The sequence below is a fragment of the Oceanospirillum beijerinckii DSM 7166 genome (assembly GCF_000422425.1).
In the GTDB taxonomy this organism is placed as follows: Bacteria; Pseudomonadota; Gammaproteobacteria; order Pseudomonadales; family Halomonadaceae; genus Oceanospirillum; species Oceanospirillum beijerinckii.
Map to the genome: position 1 here is coordinate 17,698 of NZ_KE383831.1, position 23,701 is coordinate 41,398.

Here is a 23,701-nt window from a genome sequence, read left to right on the forward strand (position 1 = left end):
GAGATAAAGAGGAGGCTGGCGATGAATCGTTTTAATGCGGAAAAACACCATCAACGTAATGTGCTGCACACTCTGTTGCTCGTCTGCTCCATGTCGTTGCTGCTGGCGTTCAGTGTCTATCTGTTATTCGGCTGGAACTTCTGGTTGTGTCTGTTGGCGGTCAGTACTGTTCTGGTGATCACTCTGCGCTTGTTGCCCACGCACTGGACGTTGCAGATCTATAATGCCCGTCGGTTGAGCTATCAGGAGGCACCTGAGCTGTATCGTGTCACTCAGATACTGTCTCAACGTGCCGGACTTAACCGGGTGCCTGAGTTGTATTGGATACCCAGTCGTATGTTGAATGCCTTTTCTGTGGGCGATGAAACCCGCTCCGGCGTGGGTTTAACCCATGGATTATTGAATACGTTGACCCACCGGGAACTGGTGGGCGTGATGGCTCATGAGATCAGCCATATCGCTCATAATGATACCCGTTTAATGGCCCTGGCCGATATTATCAGCCGGTTAAACTATCTGTTGGCCCTCACGGCCTGTTTGATGACATTGCTATTAATGCCGATGGCGCTATTAGGCTTGGTGGATCTGTCCCTGTTGGCCCTGATGCTTTTAGTGTTAACGCCCTGGCTTTCAGGGTTGTTGCAGCTAAAGCTGTCCAGGACCCGTGAGTTTGCCGCTGATCTGCAGGCCGCTCATTTGACTGGGGACCCCATGGGACTCGCCTCTGCGCTAAGCAAAATCGATATGGGGGAGCGGAAAGGCTGGCAGCGCATCTTGGTCGGATATCAGCAAACCCAACCCTCTTTACTTCGCTCTCATCCGGCGACAAAGGAACGTATTCGTGCTTTGAAGCAACTGGAAGCACCGGTCCACTCTCAGGCAATTGAAGAAGTGAAGCACTGGTCTCATACACCGGCTCACAGTATGGGGATTCAACGACCAAGGCATCGAATTATTATGGGTGTGTGGCGTTAATATTTGTTTAGGACGGCTTTGGAATCAGTTCTCGTCTCTTGACCTATAAACTAGGTAGAGCTGAGGATCTCTTTGATTCGTCTGCAAAAAATTACCCGCAAAAATTATATCTTCAGATCAAATTTTAATTTTTTTACTTGAAAAACAGATCTGCGCTCCCATTTATAACTCCATACACTACCCCGAATAAAAGTAGGACTATTCGTGTTAAATAGGCGCTTTGTTCGGGTGTTTAGCAAAAGTAGTGGCTCTGAATAGCCACTCTCTGAGTTAAGAAATGATCTGACCGATGCCAGATCTGGATTGTTTTTTAGGAGTTTGACGGAATGTCTACAGAAGCACAGAAAGAAACCCTTGGTTTTCAGACAGAAGTAAAACAGCTGTTACACCTGATGATTCACTCTTTGTACTCCAACAAAGAGATCTTCCTGCGTGAGCTGATCTCCAACGCCTCTGATGCTTGTGACAAACTGCGTTATAACGCGCTGGAGAATGATGCCCTGTACGAAGGTCAGTCTGAACTGCAGGTTAAGATCACGACTGACAGTGAAAACAACAGCGTCACCATCAGCGATTCCGGTATCGGTATGAACCGTCAGGATGTAATTGACCACCTGGGTACAATCGCTAAGTCCGGTACAGCAGAATTCCTGAGCCAGCTGACCGGTGATCAGAAAAAAGATTCTCAGCTGATTGGTCAGTTCGGTGTCGGTTTCTACTCTTCTTTCATTGTGGCTGATGAAGTAGAGGTGGTGACTCGTAAAGCGGGTTCTCCAACATCAGAAGGTGTGCGCTGGGTTTCTAAGGGTGATGGCGAGTTCACCATTGAGACCGTTGAAAAAGCAGAGCGTGGCACCAGCATCACGCTGAAACTGAAAGCGGATGAGAAAGAGTTCTCTGAAGACTTCCGCCTGCGTAACCTGATCCGTAAGTACTCCGATCATATCGCTGTACCTGTACTGATGGAAAAGCAGAGCTTTGGTGCGCCGGAAGAAGATGAAGACGCGGCAGATAAAGCACCTGAGTTTGAAGCGGTTAACGAAGCGAAAGCCCTGTGGACCCGCTCCCGTACTGACGTGAAAGACGAAGAGTACCAGGAGTTCTACAAGCACGTTTCCCATGACTTTGCCGATCCTCTGGCCTGGAGCCACAACAAGGTTGAAGGTAAGCTGGAATACACCAGCCTGCTGTATCTGCCAGGTAAAGCACCGTTTGACCTATACCACCGTGAAGCATCCCGTGGCCTGAAACTGTACGTGCAGCGCGTATTCATCATGGATGACGCTGAACAGTTCCTGCCGCTGTACCTGCGTTTTATCAAGGGTGTTGTCGACTCCAACGACCTGTCTCTGAACGTATCCCGTGAGATTTTGCAGCAGGATCCAAATATCACGTCTATGAAGAGTGCACTGACCAAGCGTGTACTGGATATGCTGAGCAAACTGGCGAAAAATGATGCTGAGAAATACCAGACCTTCTGGAACGAGTTCGGTAGTGTACTGAAAGAAGGCCCAGGCGAAGATTTCTCCAACAAAGAGAAGATCGCCAAGTTGCTGCGCTTTGCTTCCACTCACAACGACTCCGATGTACAGAATGTCGCTTTGGCTGAATACGTTGAGCGTATGAAAGAAGGTCAGGATAAGATCTACTACCTGACAGCAGAAAACTACAATACTGCGAAAAACAGCCCACATCTGGAGATCTTCCGTAAGAAGGGTATCGAAGTACTGCTGCTGGCGGATCGCATCGACGAATGGCTGATGAGCCACCTGACCGAGTTTGATGGCAAGTCTTTCCAGGATGTTGCCAAAGGCGAGCTGGATCTGGGTGATACTGAGTCTGAAGAAGACAAGAAGGCTCAGGAAGAAGCTGCAGAGAAAGTAGAAGGTATGGTTGAGCGCGTTAAAGAGCTGCTGAAAGAGCAGGTTGAAGATGTGCGTGTGACTCACCGCCTGACTGAATCCCCAGCGTGCGTGGTTCTGAAAGATGGCGAAATGGGCGAGCAGATGCGTCAGATTATGGCCGCTGCGGGTCAGGAGATCCCTGAAGCCAAGCCAGTGCTGGAACTGAACCCAACTCACCCCCTGATTCTGAAATTGGACCAGGAAGCAGACGAAGATCGCTTTGGCGAGCTGGCCCGTATCGTATTGGACCAGGCGATGCTGGCGGAAGGTCGTCAGCTAAAAGATGCTGCAGCTTACGTTCAGCGTCTGAATCGCCTGCTGCTGGATCTGGCGGGTTAACCTGACCTGGCGAGTAAAAGCACTCCGTAAAAATAGAAGGGGCTGCCAATTGGCAGCCCTTTTTTGTGCTTAAAGCATATATTTTGATCTTGGAACAAACAGGGCGAATAGGATAAACGGGCAGAGTACCAGCCAGTTTCTAGCCAGAAACCGACCGCTTTATACCTTTCGCGATAAGTTTTGATATATGAAGCTCGTAGGTCGGATAAGCGAAGCGCCATCCGACATCTATCTCAATTGTCGGAAGGCGCCTTGCGGCTTTTCCGATCTACAATATTTATCGGGATTGGTATTATTTATTCTTCTGGTTTCAGGTTAGCTAAATGCTCAACCGCGTCATGTAAACCCACACCCTGAGATGATTTGAAGAGTACAAGATCGTCTTTTTTCAGGAAGTTGGCCACCGCCCGTTTAATCATGGTGATATTTTTACGGAAATGGCTATTTACGCCTGCTTCTTTCAGCATGGGTTGGATTTTCTCCATGCGATCACCGATTAAGAAGACCACTCGAGGATTCACCGCTTTGATCAAGGGTATCAGCGCTTCGTGTTCCTGGTCTGAAGCACCATAAGCATCTTGCATATCGCCCAAAATAAGCAGTTTGCGTCGTGCTTTCTGGCTTCCAAGCGCTTGAAGCGATGCCTTCATCGAGCTAGGGTTAGCACTATAAGTGTCATCAATGACGGTAAAAGGATCATCTTTGATGGTGAGCTGTAGTACTTCTCCACGGCTGGAAAGTGGTTGAAACAGGCTAAAGATGCCTTCTGCGGGTGCTCTTTGTAGCCCCAGAGCATAAGTGACACCTAAACAGGCCAGAGCATTCAGCGCCATATGAATCCCAGCACAATTCAGAACAAAGCGGGTTTCCTGATCGCTCACTTTGGCCGTCACAACCCCTGTATCAGGAGCGATATCTAACAGGCGAATATCACTGCCTTCGTGTTCACCAAAGGAGATAACTCGCAGAGATTTAGCTTCAGCTGCTTGTGAAACCGTATCCCACTCAGGCATATCCCGATTGATGACGGCATAGCTACCTGGGTCCATTGCCGCAAAGATTGATTGTGCTTCGCTGGCATTAATCAATATCGCGATATCCGGTTTTACTACCGTTGAACTATGAGCTAAATCTCTAAGGGGTATTTCCAGAATAGTAAAGTCAGTATCCCAAGGCATAGAAGTGATATGTTCTGCCAGATCTTTGGTTTGGGTCGCGTCGTGTCTGCTATGAGAAACTTTTCCGTATGGCGCTAAAGCTTGGCTTAACATCGCTAGCGTCGTTGTTTTACCCGCATTACCTGTAATGCCAATAGCTTTACCCAGTAGCTGTGCACGAGCATAAGCGGCCATCGACATCACTGCCTGATCAAGATCGAATACTTTTAATATTGGAATAGATGCAGCAAAAGCATCCAATGGCCAATCATCTTGAGTCAAGATAGCCTGGGCAGTGCAAGGAAGGCTCTCTATCTCTTGTTTTGAAAAATAGTTTTGTTGATCTTCAGAGCCAGCCACAACCATTTGGCCAGGCTGGAATATAGATGAATCAAGGCAAAGACCGGTCGCGCGCCAGTGATCGTTGCCTGGGGCTCGTAACCACTCACCCTCTGTTGCAGTTTCCAGTCGGCTGGCAGTCCAGTTAATGCCGCCGCTATAGTTTTTGGTGAAGCCTGCAGGCGCGTTTGATTCTGTTTCGGCTGATTCAACAGATGGGGTTACTTCTGAATCATCCAAAGCGCGCATTACCATATCCAGCTCTGCTTTCTCAAAATCAGAGATGGTTTCTTCAACATCAGTAGCGTCAAAGGGCTCTGGCTCAGCTTCATCAACTTCAGCCGCAGGAGCCTCAAGGGCTGCATCAAATTCAAGTATATCAACCACTTCGGTTTCAATATCTTGAGCTTCGGTTTCTAGTGTCTCGATTGCTTCAGGTTCAATTTCCTGACCCCCATCTTCTGGCGGTTCAGTAACATCAGGTTTCTCTTCCTGTATTTCAGCCTCAGGTGCAATGATAGTATCCGCTTCTCCCCCTAGTTCTTCTACTTCCGACTGATCAATGGTATCCCCTTGGGCTTCCTGAACTTCATTTTCAGATAGGTCTGGGGTTTCAAGTTCCGGTGTATCGATTACTTTGGTTTCAACCTCTTGGGTTTCAACCTCTTGGGTCTCAGCCTCTAGTGTATCGACTGCTTCTGATTCAATTTCCTGCCCCTCAGACTCAAATGATTCAGGCTCTACTTCTTGAGTCTCTTCCTCTGGCGTATCGGTAACTTCAGACTTCTCTTCCTGTGTATCAGCTTCCAGAGCTTCGATAGTTTCAGACTCGACTTCCTGTGTATCCACTTCAGGTGCATGGATTACTTCTGACTGCCCGTCCAGAACTTCAGATTGATTGTCAGAGGCAGCGGGCAAAACGCTTTGCTCCTCAGATTGCAACGGATTCAAATAGTGGTTCAGGTATGCCACATAACCTGATAGGTAGTTTTCGACATCATCAATACGAACCCGAAAAGCGTGATGACGAATAAAGAAGCTACCAACAATCGTATTTGGGTTTCTAAAGAACATGGCGTATTCCGGCCAGAAATGCCCGTTCATCAGATAGTGAGCACGGTACTCCAAGGCTCGATAAAACTTATCAAGATCCAGCTGTTTCAGCAGATGATTGAATTCTGGCTGTTCTTTCAGATGTGTCACCATCTTGTGTGCAGCCATCATTAGCTCTAATAGCTCTGGCGACGTTGTAATACGCTGTTGGATAACATCCAGATAGTCCGCAACATTTTGAATACCAAACTGGTAATAGCGTTCCTCAGGACGATATTGGACTAATTCATTGATGCAGTGACTAAGCCAATGGTCACGAGCACGCCAATGATCGGTTTTAATCAGGTAATCAAAGGCTTTTTCTACTATGTTTAGCCAGCGTTCATCCTTGGTTAAAGCATAGAAGCGCATTAAACTGAAGGCGGCTTCGCCGTCATAGTAAATAATACGAACACCTTCTTTAACGGTTAATTCCGGGTAGCTTATCACGTGAATAAACTCGCCGTTATTTGGATCCTGCATATATTGGATGCCCAGAGCCAGGCGCTCCAGTAGAGGCCGGTATTGCTCGTCTCCCATTAACTCGATGTATTTTGTTAGTACCAACAGACTAACGGCATTACCACCCAGCTTAATTTCATTATTTACTTCGATTAAAAAGGCCGCTTCAGTGCCATCACCTAAGGTGACATCTTTAATTAACTCTGAAGTCAGATAGTGTAAGGAGCGCTCAATAGCCGCTTTTAAAGCATCGTCCTGAGTAACTTCCCAGGCTTCCAGCATGGCATAGGTCGTGCTGATATGACGTAAGGTGTTGTAGGCATCGATTTGGCGGCCAAAGCAGGGGTGCCAGCCATAATTAAATTGCCCTGTTTCCTGTACTTGTCCCGCTAGATAATCACTGCTGCTTTGGATCATAGCACGGGTTTGTTCATCACCCAGAGGGTAGATAATGCGGCGACCGGCATTCAGCCCCTGATCATGCAATAACAAAGGATCGCTATCTTCGGCACAGAATATGCCCTGAGTACTGAGGCGATAGACAGTTTTATCGTCAGAGAAATCTAACGTCAGCTGTTTGCCATAACGTCCACTGGCGTAGACAGTAAAGTTCTTTTCATTCAGTTGAGCATGCTGAACTTTATTACCCATAAACAAAGTAGCATTGGCATTCAGCTCCTGTTCCAGAAAAGCAAACTCCAGTTGATCATCTAACGCCAGGCCATAACGAAAATAGTTTCGTTTAGCCTGGGTAATCAACTGTTTCATGTTTTGCCAGGTGTACTCTTTCACCTCATTGACCCAATCAACTCTGAGCCAGCAGGGGGAAATATCAAACTGCTCGGCCAGTGCCAGCACCGCTTCATGGCCCTGTTCCCAGGCTTGTTCCAAGGTATCAGCAGATGTATTCACCACCTGAGCACGTTGCTCACCGTCACTAATGGAGAAGAACAGCGTGTAAGTAGGCCAGGGACTGTCTAATGGTCTGATGTGCTTAGTCAGTTCTGGTTGCAGTTTGTGCAGTAAAGTAGAAAGTGACATCTGGCTTTTCCATCCAAGTTCATGCGTGATCTGCAGTCATTATTGCTGCCATTATCAGACCCGCGATGCTTTTCCAAAACTTTTCATAAGTGTACCTGATCTCTTCGTGACAGGCATGAGTGGCCAACAAAATGATGATTTATCTGGCTTTTATGTATCCATTCAGGTGTTTTTTATATAGGTAACAAAATGTATCTATAGACCAGATCAAGGCAGTATTACGGTGATGTTTTCTAAAATTTACACATTTCTCAGTTGATCATCTGGGTTAGCAGCATTTTTTATATTAGACTTTTGTTGTAAGAAATTGCCCGGACTTTAATGATCAGATGCAGGTTCTATTGCATGGGCAAAAGAAGAAAGGTGCATAAGCCATAACAGGTGCACGATTAAGTCTCAAATAAGCCCCAAGCAATACTTTTCGAACTGAATCTTCTTATTCCCCGGTGACTCACCAGAGGATATTGAGAAAGTCCTGTTTGGGTGCGAACTACAACTAAAAAAGCACAGATTACCCCGGAGGTTACGTGATGACGTTAAAAAACAAAGTGTTGGCAGTGGTTTTACTGCCGGTACTTTTAGTCACACTGATTTTGACACTGATTAGCTATTCCGATCTGGAAAAAGAGATTGTAGGCTCCGTCGGTACAGACACGGAACGTTTAGTACATGATGCCAATATCACGATTGATGCCTGGTTTAATAACAAGATTGCTATCGTGGAGTCTTTTGCCCAGATATCCAGTCAGCAAGAACATCTGATGCCGCTAATTCTGCAAGCAGAAAAATCAGGCCGTTTTGATGTTTTCTATATCGCCAGGGAAGACGGTAGTTTTCTGTTCAGTAAGCCAGATATTCAAACCTATCTGGAAGAGAAGAAATTTGATCCCCGTGTACGACCTTGGTATATGGCCGCAAAACAGAAGAATGGCACTATCGTGACGGAGCCTTATGCGGATGCCAACTCAGGTCTATTGGTGCTGTCAGTCGCTACACCGGTAACCCATAACGGGCGCTTCAGTGCGGTAACCGCTGCTGACCTGGGGCTGTCTGAAGTGGTTGATACCGTGCGTAATATCAGTATCAGTAGTCAGGGATTCGCTATGCTCGTTGATGAAAGCGGCATTGTAGTCGCACACCCGGATAAAGCGCTGAGCATGCAACCCATCAGTCAGGTGGGCCGGGAGCTTGATCAGGCTCTGATACAAAAACTGGCGCAACAAAAACAGCTGGTGACTCAAAAGTTAAACGGTGTTGAGCATCTGATCCGTTTTGAGCAGGTAGGAAGCAGTCGTTTCTACGTTGGCGTCGCATTGGAAAAAGACGCAGTCATGGCTCCTCTGACTGAGTTGTTGATTAAAAATATTGTGGTTTCAATTGTATTGATTGCTCTGTCTGCCCTGATTGGCATGATGGTCGTGAGCCGAGTACTAAAACCATTGAGAGAGATCGGTAAAGCACTGGCAGAGATCGCCCTGGGTGAAGGTGATCTGACTAAGCGCCTTAAGGTGACGACTAAAGATGAGATCGGTGTTTTAGCCGGTCACTTTAATCATTTTGTGGATTCCCTGAATAAAATTATTCGTGAAATCTCAGAACTATCGGTGAGTTTGCGTACGACATCCAATGACAGCGCTCAGGTAGCACAGCGTACCAGTGATGATGTGCAGAATCAGATGCAGGAAGTCGCTATGGTTGCAACTGCGGTCTCTCAGATGGCTACAGCAACCCAGGAAATTGCCAGTAACGCTGAAAATACAGCCACAGCAGCTCAGCAGTGTGCAGCGGCCAGTAAGGAAGGTCAGACAGTGGTTGCCCATAGTCGCAGCTCAATCGAAAATCTGGCAGGGCAAGTACAAAACGCAGCGGATGTCATTGATCGCCTTAGCGAACATGCTCAGCAGATTAATACTATTCTGTCGACGATTCAGGATATTGCAGAGCAGACAAACTTATTGGCGCTGAACGCCGCTATTGAAGCAGCTCGGGCCGGAGAACAAGGCCGTGGTTTTGCGGTAGTCGCGGATGAAGTACGTGTTCTGTCACAGCGTACCCATCAATCCACGGAAGAGATTCAGGAGATGATTATCAGCCTGCAAAAAGCATCTGCGGATGCAGTCAGTATTATGAGCAAAAGCCAGGAGCAGGCAGGCATGAGTGTAGCAGAAGCCAGTGAGGCCTACGATAAACTGATCTACATCACGGATGCCATCTCTCATATCAGTGATATGTCAACGCAAACCGCAGCAGCAACGGAAGAGCAAAGCCTGGTCAATACCAATATATCTGAAAATACTCAGCGCATCAGCGCAATTGCAGATCTGTTGGCCCAGGAGTCTGATCAGGCTAAAGAGCGGGCAGGTGAGCTGAATCGTTTGGCTGACCGCCTGCATGAACAGGTGCGTTTATTCAAGCTGTAAAAACCCGTTAAGCTACAGTTAAAAAGCCAAAACAGCTGCTGTTGATAGTGAATGAAACCAGATAACTTTGCCACGGTGAAGGTATCTGGTTTTTTATTGCTTAGGCTGCAAAGAGGGAACCTCGCACCATCTGTAATGACTTTTGCAGCTCTTTTATTTCTGCAGCTCTTTTTTATTTTTGCAACTCTGTCATATAGCGTGCGACAGAAATATCCAGGGGTTCTGAGCGGTGACTCCAGACAAACCACATGGCATAAAATACGGTAAAGACCACAATCACTTTCAGCCATAGCGCAAAGGGACGGAAAAACAATGGATAACTGATCATAGTAAGCATCATGACGGTAGAGATCAGTTTGGCTTTATGGGGTATCACCTTGTGCTGCTCCCAGGCACGTATCATGGGGCCAAAGGTTTTCTGGTTTAACAGCCACTGATGCAGCCGTTCAGAGCCTTTCGAGAAAAAGAATGCCGCCAGTATCACAAAAGGGGTGGTTGGTAGCAGGGGCAGGACGACGCCGATAGCGCCCAGCACCAGAGCCAGGAATCCAGCGCACAAGTAAAGAGGACGTTTTAACCGCTGCATACAATATTCCTTTACCAAAGTCGCTAACAGTTTGAGCGATATAGATATTTTGGATCAAACAGCGGTTTTTGTCTGCCTAAGATTTATTCTTCCAGCAACTTTTTAGTTTTTTCTGCTGCCGTTTCTGCCCCTTCTTTAGTGGAACAAACCGCACGTTCAGCAACACACTCAGCCATACAGCCCATTTTTCCTAAACTATCGTTAAAGTAACGGATCTTGCAACCGGCTTCACAGGCATCCTGTTTTAGGGCACAGGAGGCATGGCTCATATTGGAAAATGTAATGGCCGTTAGTGATGTAAATAACAGAGACAGGGTTACAATAACCTTTTTCATCGTAAAAACCTTTTCATCGTCAATAGCGACTAAATATAGTCATAGGGTCAAAGACTAAGCTTAACAGAGGCTTACGGGCTCCTGGTAATATTATGGATAAGCTTTAACTGAATAACCCCGAATAGTAAGTGGAATGATTTTGGCCCCATCAAATAATAATTTCGATCTGTCCCCTGATTTTTCAGTACTCGATCTGCAGGATGACTTTGTTGTCATCAATAAAGCCCCAGGTGTGGATGTGCACAGGGATGGCGATGAGCCGGGCATCTGTGAAAAAGTAGCCGAGGCTTTAAACCTGCCGGAACTGTACCTGGTGCATCGCCTGGATAAGGTGACCTCCGGTTTGTTGATTCTGGCCCGAACCTCCGAAAGTTGTGCTCAATTGGCACAGCTGTTTAAAGAGAAAACCATTCAAAAGTACTATCTGGCACTGGCCGATAAAAAACCGAAGAAGAAACAGGGTTGGATTAAGGGCGATATGCAACGCTCCCGACGCAGTAGCTGGAAGCTGGTAAACAGTCAGCACAACCCGGCAGTGACCCAGTTTTTTACCACTTCCGTTACACCGGGTATTCGGGCTTTTTTGCTTAAACCGCTTACAGGGAAAACCCATCAGCTAAGAGTTGCGATGAAAAGCCTGGGTGCCCCTATTTGTGGTGACCTGCTTTATAGCGATGCTCAACAAGCAAGTGACTATGACAGAACCTACCTCCATGCCTATGTCATCGCTTTTGAACTAAAGAGCGTAAGCTATCGCTACTGTGCTCAGCCAGAACAAGGGGGACAGTTTTTAACACCTCAGTTCCTGGCGGCGGTAGAACAGTGGTGTACACCGGAAACTCTTTCGTGGCCATCATAGCTTGAGATTTTTGCCCGATTGCTGGGCACGCATAAGGTTTATAGCCACTGCGTTTCTTATCAATGCACTATCTTAGTTCACTAGTGGCCTACCCACAGTAGTGATAAGGTGTATTAGCGCCTTGCGAACAAAAATAATAAGGGTAGGGTTATTAATATGTCTGAAGGGAATGCGTCATGTACTGTGCAGATTCGTGAACTCACGCCACGGGATGCACAGGCTTTAATTCAGCTGCGTGTACAGTGTATCGGCCATGATCCACACAGCTTCTGTGTGTTATTGGATGAAGAGCGCCAGATCAGTCAGGCTCAGATGTTTTCCATGTTACAGCGTTTTCAAAATAATCCACGCTCAATGCTTTGGGGCGCGTTTTATGGTGATCGTATGGTTGGCATGATAGGGCTGGAAAGTCTGGCAGGTCAGGTCCGGCAGCACAGAGGGATTGTTAGCAGTTTATGTGTTCTGCCTGAGTTTCGCCGTTACGGTATCGGCAGAGCCTTACTTGAGATCCTGATCGATTATGCACGTACCTTGCCTGATTTGCGTTATCTGATACTGGAGGTGAGTGCATCCTCAGAAGCAGCGATTACCCTCTATCAACATTTAGGCTTTCAGCACAATGGTGTTGAACCCGAAGCACTGCACTACGATGATCAGTTTATTGATCTTTACCGCATGAACCTAAGGCTATAAGCCACCTTAGGTTTTCAATCATTTCAGCCTTTGTATAAACCATTCGGGCCAACCGACCCGAATGGTTTTATCTGCTTTGCTAACCCGGTGATAAACCGGCCTCAGCTTTGACAATCGGTTAATATTTAAAGCGACTGACCAGTGCTTTTAGCTCATGGGAAAGCTGTGTCAGACGGGCACTGTTTTCTGCGGCTTGCTCGGAAGCGGTCGCCGCTTCTTCAGACACATTGTTAATCGCCATGATATTCTGTTCGATCTCATTGGCTACAGCGCTTTGTTCTTCACTGGCGCTGGCAATTTGATCGTTCATGGCCGTGATCTGGGCAACGGCACTGGCGATTGCATTAAGCGCCTCGTTGGCCGATTCCGCCTGAATAACGGTTTGCTGGGCGTGCTCGCAGCTCTTGGTCATCACCTGAACCGATGACGTTGTCCCGGTTTGCAGCTCCTCAATCACCTTCTGAATCTCTTCTGTGGCCTCCTGAGTACGACTGGCCAGGCTTCTGACCTCATCGGCTACCACCGCAAAACCACGCCCCTGCTCACCGGCACGGGCAGCTTCAATGGCTGCGTTCAGTGCCAACAGATTGGTTTGTTCAGCGATAGAGCGAATCACATTCACCATACCGGTAATATTTTCAGACTCTTCATCCAAACGACGAATCGCCGACATCGCCTGGTTGATATTGTCAGCTAACTGATCAATATCACTGCGGGTGGCGTTCACCACTCTATGGCCATCTTCGGCTACGGCATTAGCCGTTTGGGCGGCCTGGGCAGCTTCTGCGGCATTTTTAGCCACATCGGCTACGGTGGCGACCATCTCGTTAATCGCGGTAGCGGCCTGATTGGTCTCATGGGCCTGGCGCTCCAGACGTGCTCTGTTATCCGATGCCTGCTGCGTCATCGACTCTGCCGTGGTATTCAGAGAGTCACTGGTTTGCGCCATCTGACGCACCATATCGCGGATATGCCCTGTGAAGTGATTAAACGAGTGGGACAAGTGCGTAATTTCATCATTGCCCTTCTCCACTAATTGAGCGGTCAGATCACCATCGCCTTTGGCAATCTCCTCCATGGCTTTGTTCAGATTATTCAGACGACGCTGAATTACACGCTGGTAGACCAACCACAAACTGACCAGAGTGAGCAGCAACAGTCCAACGACCAGCAGCGTGATTTTGGCACTGGTAGCACGTCCCGCTTCCAACTGGTGACTGATATCGGTTGTCACTTCCAGTACACCCCGCACACCACCCATTTTCCAATCATTCTTGGGTGTATCCGGGTGACTGTTATGACAGGCGACGCAAGCCTCTGCTGACATCGTATCGGCAATAGCCACCTTAACCAGATGGCGACCATTGTCCTCGAATTCTTCGACGATGGTGGCTCCTGGGGTATTACTCAGCTTATCCCAGGCGGAGCGCTCAAAGTCAGACAGGCGGCGATCCGCACGGTTAGGGAATGGATAGGCGCTGTACAGCTTGATTTCCAGCCCCTTCTCTTTCATCAAACCACTCAAGTCATGAATCATGGTTGCTGGCAGTGGTACTTTGTTAGGGTTTGACTTGTGGTCGCTGCCAGGTCTTAAATCATTAGACTTAACCACCTTCTTGATCACATTCTGTGTGTAGTACTGACGTATGGTTTTAAATTGATCAACAGTGGCTTGAGAGTTATTAATCACGCCGTCCATTACGGTTCGATTAAGCTGGTAGGGGATAAAGAGGGCCAGTACCAGTGCGATCAGGGCAATAATAGCCACAATCGGTATGGCCATCTTGCCAAACAGGCCAAGGTTATTCATGGGTAAAGCTCCTTGCAATGGAAGGTCTTAAGTCATTGAAAATATTATCGTTTAAATCGCAGCTCTTGTAGAGGTTTAATTGTTTTGCATCAAACGCAGAAAACTTTTTGACGAAATAAAAATCAGCCTTCAGTGTCACGTCACTTTAACCCTAGTTGGCTAGTCTGCAATTATCAATTTGACCCATTTCACAGGGGGACAAATATTTCGATATTTTCTGTATCAAGGCGTCAGAAAGGATGGGATTACTTGCCCTGAAAACGGTTGTTTCGCTGCTCTAAAGCAGATGGGCTTTTGCACAAGCGAATGCCTTGCTGTAAAATCTTGCCCCCTTCCTATCCCCCCACACAGAATACAGCCCTTTAGAGGAAACAGATGGATTCCAAGCGCTATTTAACGCCCGCGCAGATGAAGAACGATGTCTTGTCGGGTTTAACCGTGGCTCTGGCTCTTGTGCCAGAAGCTGTAGCTTTTGCTTTTGTGGCCGGTGTTGAACCTTTAGTGGGTTTGTATGCGGCCTTTATGGTGGGTCTGGTCACTGCCTGTATCGGTGGTCGTCCGGGTATGATCTCTGGTGCAACCGGTGCACTGGCCGTTGTGATGGTGTCCCTTGTGGCTCAGCACGGCGTTGAGTATCTGTTTGCCGCTGTGGTGCTGATGGGGATCTTTCAGATTGCTGCCGGTATTTTCCGTCTGGGGAAGTTTATCCGCATGGTGCCTCACCCGGTGATGTTGGGCTTTGTGAACGGTCTGGCTATCGTGATCTTCCTGGCTCAGTTGGGTCAATTTAAGTGGAAAGATGAATCCGGCGATATGGTGTGGATGTCTGGCGAACCCCTGATGATTATGGGTGGCCTGATTATTCTAACCATGGCGATTATTCACTACCTACCGAAGTTTACCAAGGCGATTCCTTCTTCACTGGCTGCGATTGTGACTGTAACGCTGCTGGCGATCTTTATGGATCTGGATGCCCGTACGGTACAAAACGTATTGGCAGATATGACCAATGATCCGCTGGCCTCTATTGCAGGTGGCTTCCCAGAGTTCCATATTCCTATGGTACCGCTGACACTGGAAACGCTGTGGATTATTCTGCCGTATTCTCTGATTCTGGCGGCGGTAGGTCTGATTGAATCCCTGCTGACCCTGAGTCTGATCGACGAGATGACGGAAACCCGAGGTCGTGGCAATAAAGAATGTGTCGGTCAGGGTACTGCAAACATTCTGACCGGTTTCTTCGGCGGTATGGGCGGTTGTGCCATGATCGGTCAGAGTATGATCAACATTAACTCTGGTGGTCGTGGTCGTCTGTCCGGTATTACTGCAGCGGTATTCCTGCTGTTGTTTATCCTGTTCGCCTCTTCTTTGATCGAGATGATCCCGGTTGCGGCCTTGGTCGGCGTAATGTTTATGGTGGTGATTGGCACCTTTGAATGGGCCAGTCTGCGCATGATGGGCAAGATTCCTAAGTCCGATGCCTTTGTGATCGTACTGGTATCCGGTGTCACCGTGGTGACCGATCTGGCGATTGCAGTCATCGTGGGCGTGATTGTTTCCGCGCTGATCTTTGCCTGGGAACACGCCAAGCATATTCAGGTGCGTATTATTGAAGACAATGACGAGCGCCGTGTATACGAGCTGACAGGTCCGCTTTTCTTTGCCTCGATCAATAATTTCCGTGAGCAGTTTGATCCGAAAAATGATCCTCAGGATGTGGTGCTGGACTTCCGTAACTCCCGCGTGAGTGATCATTCGGCCCTGGAAGCGATTGATGCCCTGGCAGAGAAATATATCGCTGCGGGTAAAACCCTGCACCTGCGTCATCTGAGCGGTGAGTGTCGGGAGTTGTTGAAGCAGGCCGGTGATCTGGTGGAAGTGAATGTGATCGAAGATCCTAAGTACCATGTTGCAACGGATAAGCTGGCGTAATGATGGAGCTACCGGAAACTGACTCTGGTAACAATAACGGGCAGGATGAGATCCTGCCCGTTTTGTATCAGGATGACGCTCTGATTGTGATCAACAAACCAACCGGCTTGCTGGTGCATCGCAGCCCCATTGATCGTCACGAGACCCGTTTTGCCCTGCAGTTAGTGCGCAACCAGATCGGTCAGCGGGTTTATCCCGTGCATCGTCTGGATAAGCCGACTTCAGGTGCGCTGGTGTTCGCTTTAAGCTCAGAGATCGCCCGTAAGCTCACCGAACAGTTTACGGCTAAGCAGATAGATAAAACCTATCTGGCGGTGGTACGGGGCTATGCTCCTGAGTCCGGCACAATTGATCATGCGCTGGTGGAAGAGCCGGATAAAAAGATGCCGGGCAGCAAGATCAAGTCCGATCCACAACCGGCGGTCAGTCACTACCGCTGTCTGGCTCAGGCGGAGCTGTCGGTATTGATTGAGCGTTATCCCCAGAGTCGTTTTTCTTTGGTGGAAGTGAAACCAGAAACCGGACGCCGCCATCAGATTCGCCGTCATATGAAACATATCAACCACCCGATTATCGGTGATGCCAAACATGGCCGTGGGCGCTATAACCGCTATTTTAAAGAGTGTATGGACAGTGATCGCTTACTGCTGGCAGCAACAGAGATCAGTTTTGATCACCCAGTCAGTGGTGAAAAACTGACGATTAAAGCGCCGGTTCAGGATAATATGCTGGCCTTAATGAACCGACTGGGTTGGCAGTTGTGGGTAGAACGCTATCGTTAGGCAATATGGTTTGCGCCGGGCTTTGGTTTGATTAAACAAGTTGGTTTGATTGAACAGGTTAGCTTGTATTGAAAAAGCTGTAGCTAATCTGAGTTAAATTTGAGTAATAGAAAGATGAGTGATGATTACGCTTACCGCTTTGGCGGTATTGAGCGCCTGTATGGCACTGTAGCGGCCCAGGCGTTTCGTCAGGCCCATGTGGCCGTAGTGGGTATTGGTGGTGTCGGTTCCTGGGGCGCTGAGGCCCTGGCCCGCAGTGGTATCGGTCAGATTACTTTGATCGATCTGGATGATATCTGTACCTCTAATATCAACCGCCAGATTCATGCGTTGGATGGCCAGATTGGTCACTCCAAGGTAGACGCGATGGCCGAGCGTATTCGTTTGATCAACCCAGAATGTCAGGTGAATGCGGTATCGGCTTTTGTCACCGAAAAAAATGTCGCAGAGCTGATGAGCAAAGAGTTCGATTATGTGCTGGATGCGATTGACTCGGTAAAGCATAAGTGTGCCATGATCGCGTATTGCCGTCGTAATAAGATCCCGCTGATCACCATTGGCGGTGCCGGTGGTCAGACCGATCCACTGCAGATTACGACGGCTGATCTGAGTAAAACCGAGCAGGATCCGCTGTTAGCTAAGACTCGTAATCAGTTGCGCCGTAACTATAATTTCCCCACCAACACCAAGCGCCGTTTTGGTGTGGAAGCGGTTTATTCTACCGAACAACTGGTTTATCCCGCTGAAGATGGCTCCGTGTGTCATCAGAAACCGGATAATGGCGAATCCGTACGCCTGGATTGCCGCAGTGGTTTTGGTGCGGTTACCGTTGTTACCGGTACATTTGCTTTTGTGGCGGTATCGCGCATTCTGAAAAAACTGGCGGCAAAGGCAGAGAGGGTTAAAGAAGAGGCTGAAAAGAAAACAGCTTCATAATCTACTCTTCATACTGAGATCATCTGGCACTAACACTCTGAAATAAAAGGCTATTCTTCGGTACCAGACCAGAGAATAGTCTTTTTATATCCTGCTGATCAAAAAGCATTAGCTGTTGTGAGGAAACGTCCTGCGATAGGTTTCAGCCAGTTTATTCAACCTTAGTAGTTCACTAAGATTATTGACTTCCGTGACAGTAAGTAGAAGGCGAACACCCTCCAAAATATCATTGCTCTTCCATTGCTGTAGCGCTTCAAACTCTTGCTCTGACATAGTCTGTATTCCTGAAAATCGTTTGATTAGACTATAGTAAAAAGATGTTGCAGCGCAATATCAAAAGTGTGACATTTCACCAGTCTTTGCCAGATATGATTGATCGGACATTCTTAAAGTTATTAACTCCTTATATATCATAGGGATAGTGCAGGTTCCTACCGTCACGTATTGTCTTTGATCATTTCTGCTGATTGCTTTCTCTGTTGCTTGAGTTGTCGAGCAGCCAGAGCATCAGCACCATCAACAAAATGGAAATGATCTATGCCACTTTGAAAAATCAGACAAGTTAATAATGCAGCCGAGGATACACTGGTTCCGTAATACAACCGACCCTGCTGGAACTCTTCTTCAAGACATTGAATAAGCCGCTCACGCTGTACCTGATTGCCTGCGAGTACCATACGCAACATATCATCAAACTTTCTGTGGTCGGAATTGGCAATCATATCAGCCTTGTATTGCCCCCAGTTATAACCACTGACAGAGATCGAATGCCCCATCATCAGACCGCCAAAAAAGGCGACTACGCGCATCTTGATCTTGTACCACAGCTTATAAAAGGCGCCTCGGTTACGGGTAAACAGACGATACTCACTGCGTAACTTTTCCTGGGAAAAACTCATGCTCAGCTTATCAGCCTGCAAAGGATGGTGTTCTTCCCGTTCGCCGTAGATATGCAGAATCTTATCCATCATCTGACGGTAGGTTTCTGTTTGTTGCTCCAGAGTATCGCAACGGGCTTCAATTAATATAGATACGGTTTCGTCCTTTGGGCTGGGAATACGGTCCCAACGACACTGCAAGCCTGAGAAATCAGCATCCGCAACAATATAGTCTGGAATTCCGTAACGCTCAGGGCACTGTTTAAGCCAGTTCTCCGCAGCTTGCAAACCACCGCCGGTAAATGAGGCCTGAGTGGCTCCAGGGCTGATACGCAGTTTGCTGACCAAAAGAGGAATACGATCTGCACTGAGTAAAGATACGGGAACAAAACCTGTTCTCAGTTTTAGGTTATAGGCCTGCTCAGAGATGGCCGCTGTCCCCTTTAAAGCGGCCAGAGCAGGCTCCAGGCAGTCCGGTGGAATACATAATGAGGCGCCATCACCACCAAAGATATAGGGAATTTCCAGGCGCTCACAGGCGTTGAGCACTGCGATAATACAGCTGGCTCCCAAAGTGTTAACATCCTGATAGCGGTCATTTTCAATAGCCTGGGTCGAACCTTCAATATCAGCGACCAGCACATACCAATCTTCGGGTACCTGATGGTAAGCATTCAGCTCTAACAGGTCGGTGAAGGCACAAACCTCCGTCAACTCCTGGTAGAAATTTCGATGACTGCTGGCACTGCTCATAGTGTTTTGAGTTCCATAATGACAAGAAGTCTGCCGAGAATCCAAAAAAGACCAGCAGTATGCCGAATTATACGCTGAACTCCCCACAATGATTGCGTTTAAATGCCTGTTTTAACTCATCTCCCTGTAGGCCTGCCTGCAGTAAACAGTGTAGTTTGGTAAAAGCCGCCTCACAGGTCATATCAACAGCAGAAATCACTCCGCATTCTGACAGGGCAGAGCCTGTCGCATAGCTCTGACTAACAGGGCCATTAGGGCACTGACTGCGATTGACAATGACGATGCCAGAATCATTGGCTGCTTTTAACAAGGCCATCAGGTTTTGGTTCTGATCCGGAGCATTACCACTACCAAAGGTTTCCAACACAACAGCTTGCACAGGTGCACGTAGCAGCGGTGCTAACAGATCCGCACTTAAACCAGGGTGCAGTTTAAGTACGCAAACCTGGGCCTGATGCTGCTGAGCGGCCTGACTAAGGCTGAGATACAGGTTACTGTCAGTAACGACAGCAGGTAGCAGCCTACTGCCATCAAGAGAGAACAGATCGTCACGCCAATGGCCTAAAGCTTCAAGATTTGGTGTCGCAAACCCCTGATGGGAATAGGTACTGATCTTGCTGCTGCGGTTAGCACGTAGCAAATGGCCACCAAAAGCGACCAGAGTTTCCTGAATTTGATTATTTTGGGCATAAACCAAAGAAGCGATCACATTATTCGGCGCGTCGCTGTTCTCAAACTCCAGAGGATATTGAGAGCCGGTGACAATAACCGGCTTGCCTAACCCCTGAGTCAAAAAGCTCAACGCAGAAGCGGTATAAGCCAGCGTATCGGTACCGTGTAACAGGATAAAACCCTGATATTGATCCCGGTAGCGCCAAATCATCGCTGCCAGTTGGAACCAATGTTCCGGTTGAGCATTAGAGCTATCAATCAGAGGCTCCAACGTAAAAAGATCAAAGCTCGTAAGCTGATTTTTGATCCCGTCCGGTTGTTGACTCAGCAGTTGTGATAGACGCTGAGCCATATTGCCGCTGGGAGCTAAACCTTTGTCCGTTTGAGTCATGCCTATGGTGCCGCCAGTGTAGATAATGGCGATACGTGGGGATAGTGAGATATCTTGCGTCACCGTTTGCAGTGTAACGGTTTCGCGCAATTCGGTTGTTTGACTCATGGCTGGCTCTCAAAGTGATTTATAGGGTGTTTTTATCTTATAATCAAAGGGTTGTTGAACAGTAACGCACTACAATTAGATAACTAACTCTCTATCTCAACAGCATCATTGCCTCTACGTCGCCACTGTACAAAAATAATGACAGACAATAGCGATTGCTCAACAAGAGATAGCATGGGTTATGTCAATACATTATCAGCTGTCGTGTTCACGCAGTGCGTAATGCTTACAGTGAATTGTATAGCGTTTACTGTGGATTTTGCCTTTAAGGCTTAGCATTACAGCGAATAAGTGATGACGACAAAACAAATGTTAAGTATGGCAAAGTCATAATAAAAAACCTACATATTTGCTTGAACCCAACCATTTAAACTTATTTGTCATTTTATTTCGGGGGAATATCTGGCCGGTTTAATGACTGACAGATAGCATGGAGAAAACAGAATGATCCGTATTGAAATCGCCTCTGCCAATAGCCTGATGCTGGCCTTTTCCTATCAGGCCAGTGCAGATATTCAGCAGCAGATAACCAGTGTGGCACATGAGATTGCTCAACTGGAAGAAGTGACGGATCTGGTGCCCGCACCTATCTCTCTCTTAGTATGCTTTGACCTGTTAAAGACAGACTCAGCCCAACTGATCGCCAAGCTGGAAGCCCTGCTACAATCAAAAGCTCAGGGTAGTTCACACCCGGGTTCAAGCTCTGAACAAAAAACAAAAATGGTGTCATACGACCCGCTACCACCATTGTTTACGGAAAGCAGAGGCCTCACCTCTGAGGCTAAACGGCAGATTCAGCAAGCACATGATAGCTGGAGCGAGCAGGCTCCTCAGTCAGGTTTCAGTGTTATTCACCCAGGACTGATGTCTCAGATTCAGGACGGTGGTCGTCGGGGTTACCAGCAGCAGGGGCTGACATCCGGCGGGCCCTTGGATGAACATGCATTTCAGTGGGCCAATCATCTGTTGCAAAATACCTCAAGCAGCCCTGTGATTGAAATCAGCTTTGGCGGCTTAAAACTACAAAGTCAGGTGGATACCTTGATTGCCGTCACAGGGGCAGATCTCAGCCTGAGCATTAATGACCAACCGGCTCCGAATTGGGAGATACTGGCCGTTCGTGCCGGTGACCGTATTGAATTTGGTTACCCCAAAAGTGGGACCCGAGCTTATCTGGCGGTTAAGGGTGGTTTTCAGTTGCCACAATATTTTGGCAGTTCAGCAACAGTGCAATGGCAGGGCCTGGGAGGTTTTGGGGATCAACATAGTGGTGATAGTCCGTGTACAGGACTTCAGTTTGGTGAACTACTGCCCTGTAATGAACAGGAACATCGCAGTAACAACCAACTGCAGAGCCTGATCGGCAAACGGGTCAGTAGCAGCTATATTCCGGATTATCAGCACTCTTTAAGCCTGAGAGTGGTTTTGGGTTATCAACGTAAGCTGTTTAGCGCCGATCAATTAGAGCGCTTTTTCCGCCACTCCTACCAGATATCTCAGGACTGTGATCGCAAGGCTTTTGTCCTGGAAGGTTCCAGTATTAAACCACAACAATCTCAATCAACTGAGCAGGGTTTGGCTTTGGGTGCCGTTCAGATCTCTGATCAGGGACAGCCTGTTATTGCGATGCCTGACCGGCAGCTATTATCGAAGTGCTCTATCCTGGGTTGTATCTATCCACCGGATCTGGGCCAATTGGCACAGCGTCACCCTAAAACAGAAGTACGCTTCGAGCCGATCAGCCTATACGAAGCGCAGCTGCAACTGACCCGACTTTACCGCTATTTCCGTTAATTCCGTTAATTCGTTTTTGAGTCGTTAAGGAATGTAAAAGCCGATAAGGGAAAAGCCTTATGCAGAGGACGCTCTGCTGGTGCTTCAGGGGAAACCGTTCACTTTTTATACTGTTATTTTAAAAAATTGTTACCACATAACATTTTTACCGGAAAAGCCTGTATTGAGTGTTACAACAGTGATATTTTCCTGCATAAAGATTACCGTGATAACCCCCTGTGTCAAAAGAGATCTCTTACATGGCCAAAAAACAGGCGCTTAAAAAAATCCCCACTCATCTGATTACCGGCTTTCTAGGTGTTGGCAAAACCACAGCGATTCGCCATCTGTTGGCAACTAAACCGGAAGATGAAAAATGGGTAATCGTCGTTAATGAATTTGGTCAAGTGGGCATTGATCAGGCCGCTTACGACAAACCTAATCAGACTGAAGGTGAGATACAGGTTCAAGAGCTGCCCGGTGGTTGCATCTGCTGTAGTCTCGGGGTTGTGCTCTCTGCCACTTTGGTGAAACTGATTCGCCTGCATAAACCGGATCGTCTGATCATCGAGCCCACGGGTATTGGTCATCCGGCAGGTATTCTGGATACTCTAACCAATGACACTTTTTCAGAGGCACTGGATGTTCGCGCCGTAATCTGTCTGGTTGATCCAAGAAGCCTGGAAGACCCACGTACATTGGAAAATGAGATATTTCAGGATCAACTTAGCCTGTCAGATATTATTGTAATCAATAAAACAGATCTGGCAACTGAAGCGCAAACCGCCCGTTTTGAACATGCTGCATTATCTATGTTCCCACCGAAGCAGTTTGTGTGCCGTGCAAAACAGGGCTCTCTGGATGTGAGCCTGCTGGACTACGGCCGCAATGGCGAATATCACGGTAATTGGTTAGAAAGCCATCTACCCGGTGAACAACATCTGCACGACAATCATGCCCATGCCCACTCGCATAACCACGACCATGAGCACTCCCATAGCCACGATAATCACTCTCACCATGCCAAGCATAACCCTGATTTTGCAGCAGCAGCTTTACAACAGGTTCAACCCGGTGAACCGGTTTGTTTATCAGGCCAAGGAGATGGTTTTTACACCACGGGTTGGTTGTTCCATCGAGATGACCAGTTTGATCCAAAAAAACTGCAAGCCTTCTTAGATCAGGTGCCAAACCTGCTGCGCCTGAAAGGCGTATTTCGTTTCAGAGATCAGTGGCGTTTCTATAACCGTGTCGGCACGGAAAGCGATCTTTACCCGATTGCCTACCGCCGGGATTCCCGGTTTGAGCTGATCAGCTCAGCCCCCCTGGATGAAAAAGCGTTACAGACTGACTTAATGGCGTGCTTACTCCAATAGTCACGTCGGTCGGGCAACATTGATCGGTAAAAGGTACAGCAACCTCGGGGTATTGGGTTTGAAGTAGACTCAGTCGAGGGACCGATCT

Annotated in this window: 16 protein-coding genes; 10 read left to right on the forward strand and 6 right to left on the reverse strand. The window is 47.7% G+C overall.

The window, feature by feature from the left end; genetic code table 11:
- The first annotated feature begins 21 nt into the window (after positions 1-21).
- On the forward strand, positions 22-975 hold the full coding sequence (locus tag H579_RS27020; protein WP_036567156.1) for a zinc metalloprotease HtpX: 954 nt from the start codon (positions 22-24) through the stop codon (positions 973-975).
- 326 nt (positions 976-1,301) lie between these two features.
- The gene (htpG, locus tag H579_RS0121715) at positions 1,302-3,218 is read left to right on the forward strand and encodes a molecular chaperone HtpG (RefSeq protein ID WP_028302411.1); all 1,917 of its coding nucleotides are present in this window, start codon (positions 1,302-1,304) and stop codon (positions 3,216-3,218) included.
- Positions 3,219-3,514: 296 nt separating this feature from the next.
- Here htpG and H579_RS28245 read toward each other — a convergent pair whose 3' ends face one another.
- Positions 3,515-7,309, reverse strand: a complete 3,795-nt coding sequence (locus H579_RS28245) for a Mur ligase family protein (RefSeq protein WP_051228169.1) — start codon at positions 7,307-7,309, stop codon at positions 3,515-3,517.
- 530 nt (positions 7,310-7,839) lie between these two features.
- Here H579_RS28245 and H579_RS0121725 point away from each other — a divergent pair.
- Positions 7,840-9,729 carry a methyl-accepting chemotaxis protein gene (locus tag H579_RS0121725; protein ID WP_036567157.1) on the forward strand — a complete coding sequence of 630 codons (1,890 nt, stop codon included), beginning with the start codon at positions 7,840-7,842 and terminating at the stop codon, positions 9,727-9,729.
- Between the two features lie 172 nt (positions 9,730-9,901).
- On the opposite strand, the gene H579_RS27030 is transcribed toward H579_RS0121725, so the two are convergent.
- On the reverse strand, positions 9,902-10,315 hold the full coding sequence (locus H579_RS27030; RefSeq protein WP_036567160.1) for a YbaN family protein: 414 nt from the start codon (positions 10,313-10,315) through the stop codon (positions 9,902-9,904).
- Positions 10,316-10,398: 83 nt separating this feature from the next.
- Positions 10,399-10,650 carry a hypothetical protein gene (locus H579_RS0121735; RefSeq protein WP_028302413.1) on the reverse strand — a complete coding sequence of 84 codons (252 nt, stop codon included), beginning with the start codon at positions 10,648-10,650 and terminating at the stop codon, positions 10,399-10,401.
- Between the two features lie 139 nt (positions 10,651-10,789).
- On the opposite strand from H579_RS0121735, the gene H579_RS0121740 reads away from it, so the two are divergent.
- Together H579_RS0121740 and H579_RS28250 are read left to right on the forward strand one after the other, a co-directional pair.
- Positions 10,790-11,509, forward strand: a complete 720-nt coding sequence (locus H579_RS0121740; RefSeq protein WP_245583339.1) for a TIGR01621 family pseudouridine synthase — start codon at positions 10,790-10,792, stop codon at positions 11,507-11,509.
- 156 nt (positions 11,510-11,665) lie between these two features.
- The gene (locus H579_RS28250; protein ID WP_051228171.1) at positions 11,666-12,202 is read left to right on the forward strand and encodes a GNAT family N-acetyltransferase; all 537 of its coding nucleotides are present in this window, start codon (positions 11,666-11,668) and stop codon (positions 12,200-12,202) included.
- Positions 12,203-12,320: 118 nt separating this feature from the next.
- On the opposite strand, the gene H579_RS0121750 is transcribed toward H579_RS28250, so the two are convergent.
- Positions 12,321-14,012, reverse strand: coding sequence for a methyl-accepting chemotaxis protein (locus tag H579_RS0121750; RefSeq protein WP_028302415.1), 1,692 nt, complete (start codon positions 14,010-14,012; stop codon positions 12,321-12,323).
- Between the two features lie 375 nt (positions 14,013-14,387).
- Here H579_RS0121750 and H579_RS0121755 point away from each other — a divergent pair, with 375 nt between their 5' ends.
- The 3 genes from H579_RS0121755 to tcdA all read left to right on the forward strand — a co-directional run bounded on the left by H579_RS0121755 (position 14,388) and on the right by tcdA (position 17,662).
- A complete protein-coding gene (locus H579_RS0121755) occupies positions 14,388-15,944 on the forward strand; it encodes a SulP family inorganic anion transporter (protein ID WP_028302416.1) in 1,557 nt (518 codons plus the stop codon).
- Positions 15,944-16,726 (forward strand): tRNA pseudouridine(65) synthase TruC, encoded by a 783-nt coding sequence (locus tag H579_RS0121760; protein WP_245583340.1) that lies wholly within the window; start codon positions 15,944-15,946, stop codon positions 16,724-16,726. The genes H579_RS0121755 and H579_RS0121760 overlap by 1 nt, the downstream gene beginning before the upstream one ends.
- 114 nt (positions 16,727-16,840) lie before the next feature.
- Positions 16,841-17,662: a tRNA cyclic N6-threonylcarbamoyladenosine(37) synthase TcdA gene (tcdA, locus tag H579_RS27040; RefSeq protein WP_036567162.1), complete on the forward strand. Its 822-nt coding sequence runs from the start codon at positions 16,841-16,843 to the stop codon at positions 17,660-17,662.
- 437 nt (positions 17,663-18,099) lie between these two features.
- Here the strand turns inward: tcdA and H579_RS0121775 are convergent, their stop codons facing one another.
- Both H579_RS0121775 and H579_RS0121780 read right to left on the reverse strand, forming a co-directional pair.
- Positions 18,100-19,293, reverse strand: coding sequence for a DUF3095 domain-containing protein (locus tag H579_RS0121775; protein WP_028302418.1), 1,194 nt, complete (start codon positions 19,291-19,293; stop codon positions 18,100-18,102).
- A gap of 67 nt (positions 19,294-19,360) precedes the next feature.
- Entirely contained in the window at positions 19,361-20,464 is a 1,104-nt protein-coding gene (locus H579_RS0121780; protein ID WP_051228173.1) for an asparaginase, read from the reverse strand.
- Between the two features lie 444 nt (positions 20,465-20,908).
- Between H579_RS0121780 and H579_RS0121785 the strand changes: the two genes are divergently transcribed.
- The gene (locus H579_RS0121785; RefSeq protein ID WP_051228175.1) at positions 20,909-22,258 is read left to right on the forward strand and encodes a carboxyltransferase domain-containing protein; all 1,350 of its coding nucleotides are present in this window, start codon (positions 20,909-20,911) and stop codon (positions 22,256-22,258) included.
- Between the two features lie 239 nt (positions 22,259-22,497).
- Entirely contained in the window at positions 22,498-23,613 is a 1,116-nt protein-coding gene (locus tag H579_RS27045) for a CobW family GTP-binding protein (protein ID WP_036567165.1), read from the forward strand.
- Positions 23,614-23,701 lie beyond the last annotated feature (88 nt).

What these genes read in the sequence shown, in the direction of transcription:
- H579_RS27020 (WP_036567156.1), top strand. Translation starts at nt 22, where the DNA reads ATGAATCGTTTTAATGCGGAAAAACACCATCAACGTAATGTGCTGCAC.
- htpG (WP_028302411.1), top strand. Translation starts at nt 1,302, where the DNA reads ATGTCTACAGAAGCACAGAAAGAAACCCTTGGTTTTCAGACAGAAGTA.
- H579_RS28245 (WP_051228169.1), bottom strand. Translation starts at nt 7,309, where the DNA reads ATGTCACTTTCTACTTTACTGCACAAACTGCAACCAGAACTGACTAAG.
- H579_RS0121725 (WP_036567157.1), top strand. Translation starts at nt 7,840, where the DNA reads ATGACGTTAAAAAACAAAGTGTTGGCAGTGGTTTTACTGCCGGTACTT.
- H579_RS27030 (WP_036567160.1), bottom strand. Translation starts at nt 10,315, where the DNA reads ATGCAGCGGTTAAAACGTCCTCTTTACTTGTGCGCTGGATTCCTGGCT.
- H579_RS0121735 (WP_028302413.1), bottom strand. Translation starts at nt 10,650, where the DNA reads ATGAAAAAGGTTATTGTAACCCTGTCTCTGTTATTTACATCACTAACG.
- H579_RS28250 (WP_051228171.1), top strand. Translation starts at nt 11,666, where the DNA reads ATGTCTGAAGGGAATGCGTCATGTACTGTGCAGATTCGTGAACTCACG.
- H579_RS0121750 (WP_028302415.1), bottom strand. Translation starts at nt 14,012, where the DNA reads ATGAATAACCTTGGCCTGTTTGGCAAGATGGCCATACCGATTGTGGCT.
- H579_RS0121755 (WP_028302416.1), top strand. Translation starts at nt 14,388, where the DNA reads ATGGATTCCAAGCGCTATTTAACGCCCGCGCAGATGAAGAACGATGTC.
- H579_RS0121760 (WP_245583340.1), top strand. Translation starts at nt 15,944, where the DNA reads ATGATGGAGCTACCGGAAACTGACTCTGGTAACAATAACGGGCAGGAT.
- tcdA (WP_036567162.1), top strand. Translation starts at nt 16,841, where the DNA reads ATGAGTGATGATTACGCTTACCGCTTTGGCGGTATTGAGCGCCTGTAT.
- H579_RS0121775 (WP_028302418.1), bottom strand. Translation starts at nt 19,293, where the DNA reads ATGAGCAGTGCCAGCAGTCATCGAAATTTCTACCAGGAGTTGACGGAG.
- H579_RS0121780 (WP_051228173.1), bottom strand. Translation starts at nt 20,464, where the DNA reads ATGAGTCAAACAACCGAATTGCGCGAAACCGTTACACTGCAAACGGTG.
- H579_RS0121785 (WP_051228175.1), top strand. Translation starts at nt 20,909, where the DNA reads ATGATCCGTATTGAAATCGCCTCTGCCAATAGCCTGATGCTGGCCTTT.
- H579_RS27045 (WP_036567165.1), top strand. Translation starts at nt 22,498, where the DNA reads ATGGCCAAAAAACAGGCGCTTAAAAAAATCCCCACTCATCTGATTACC.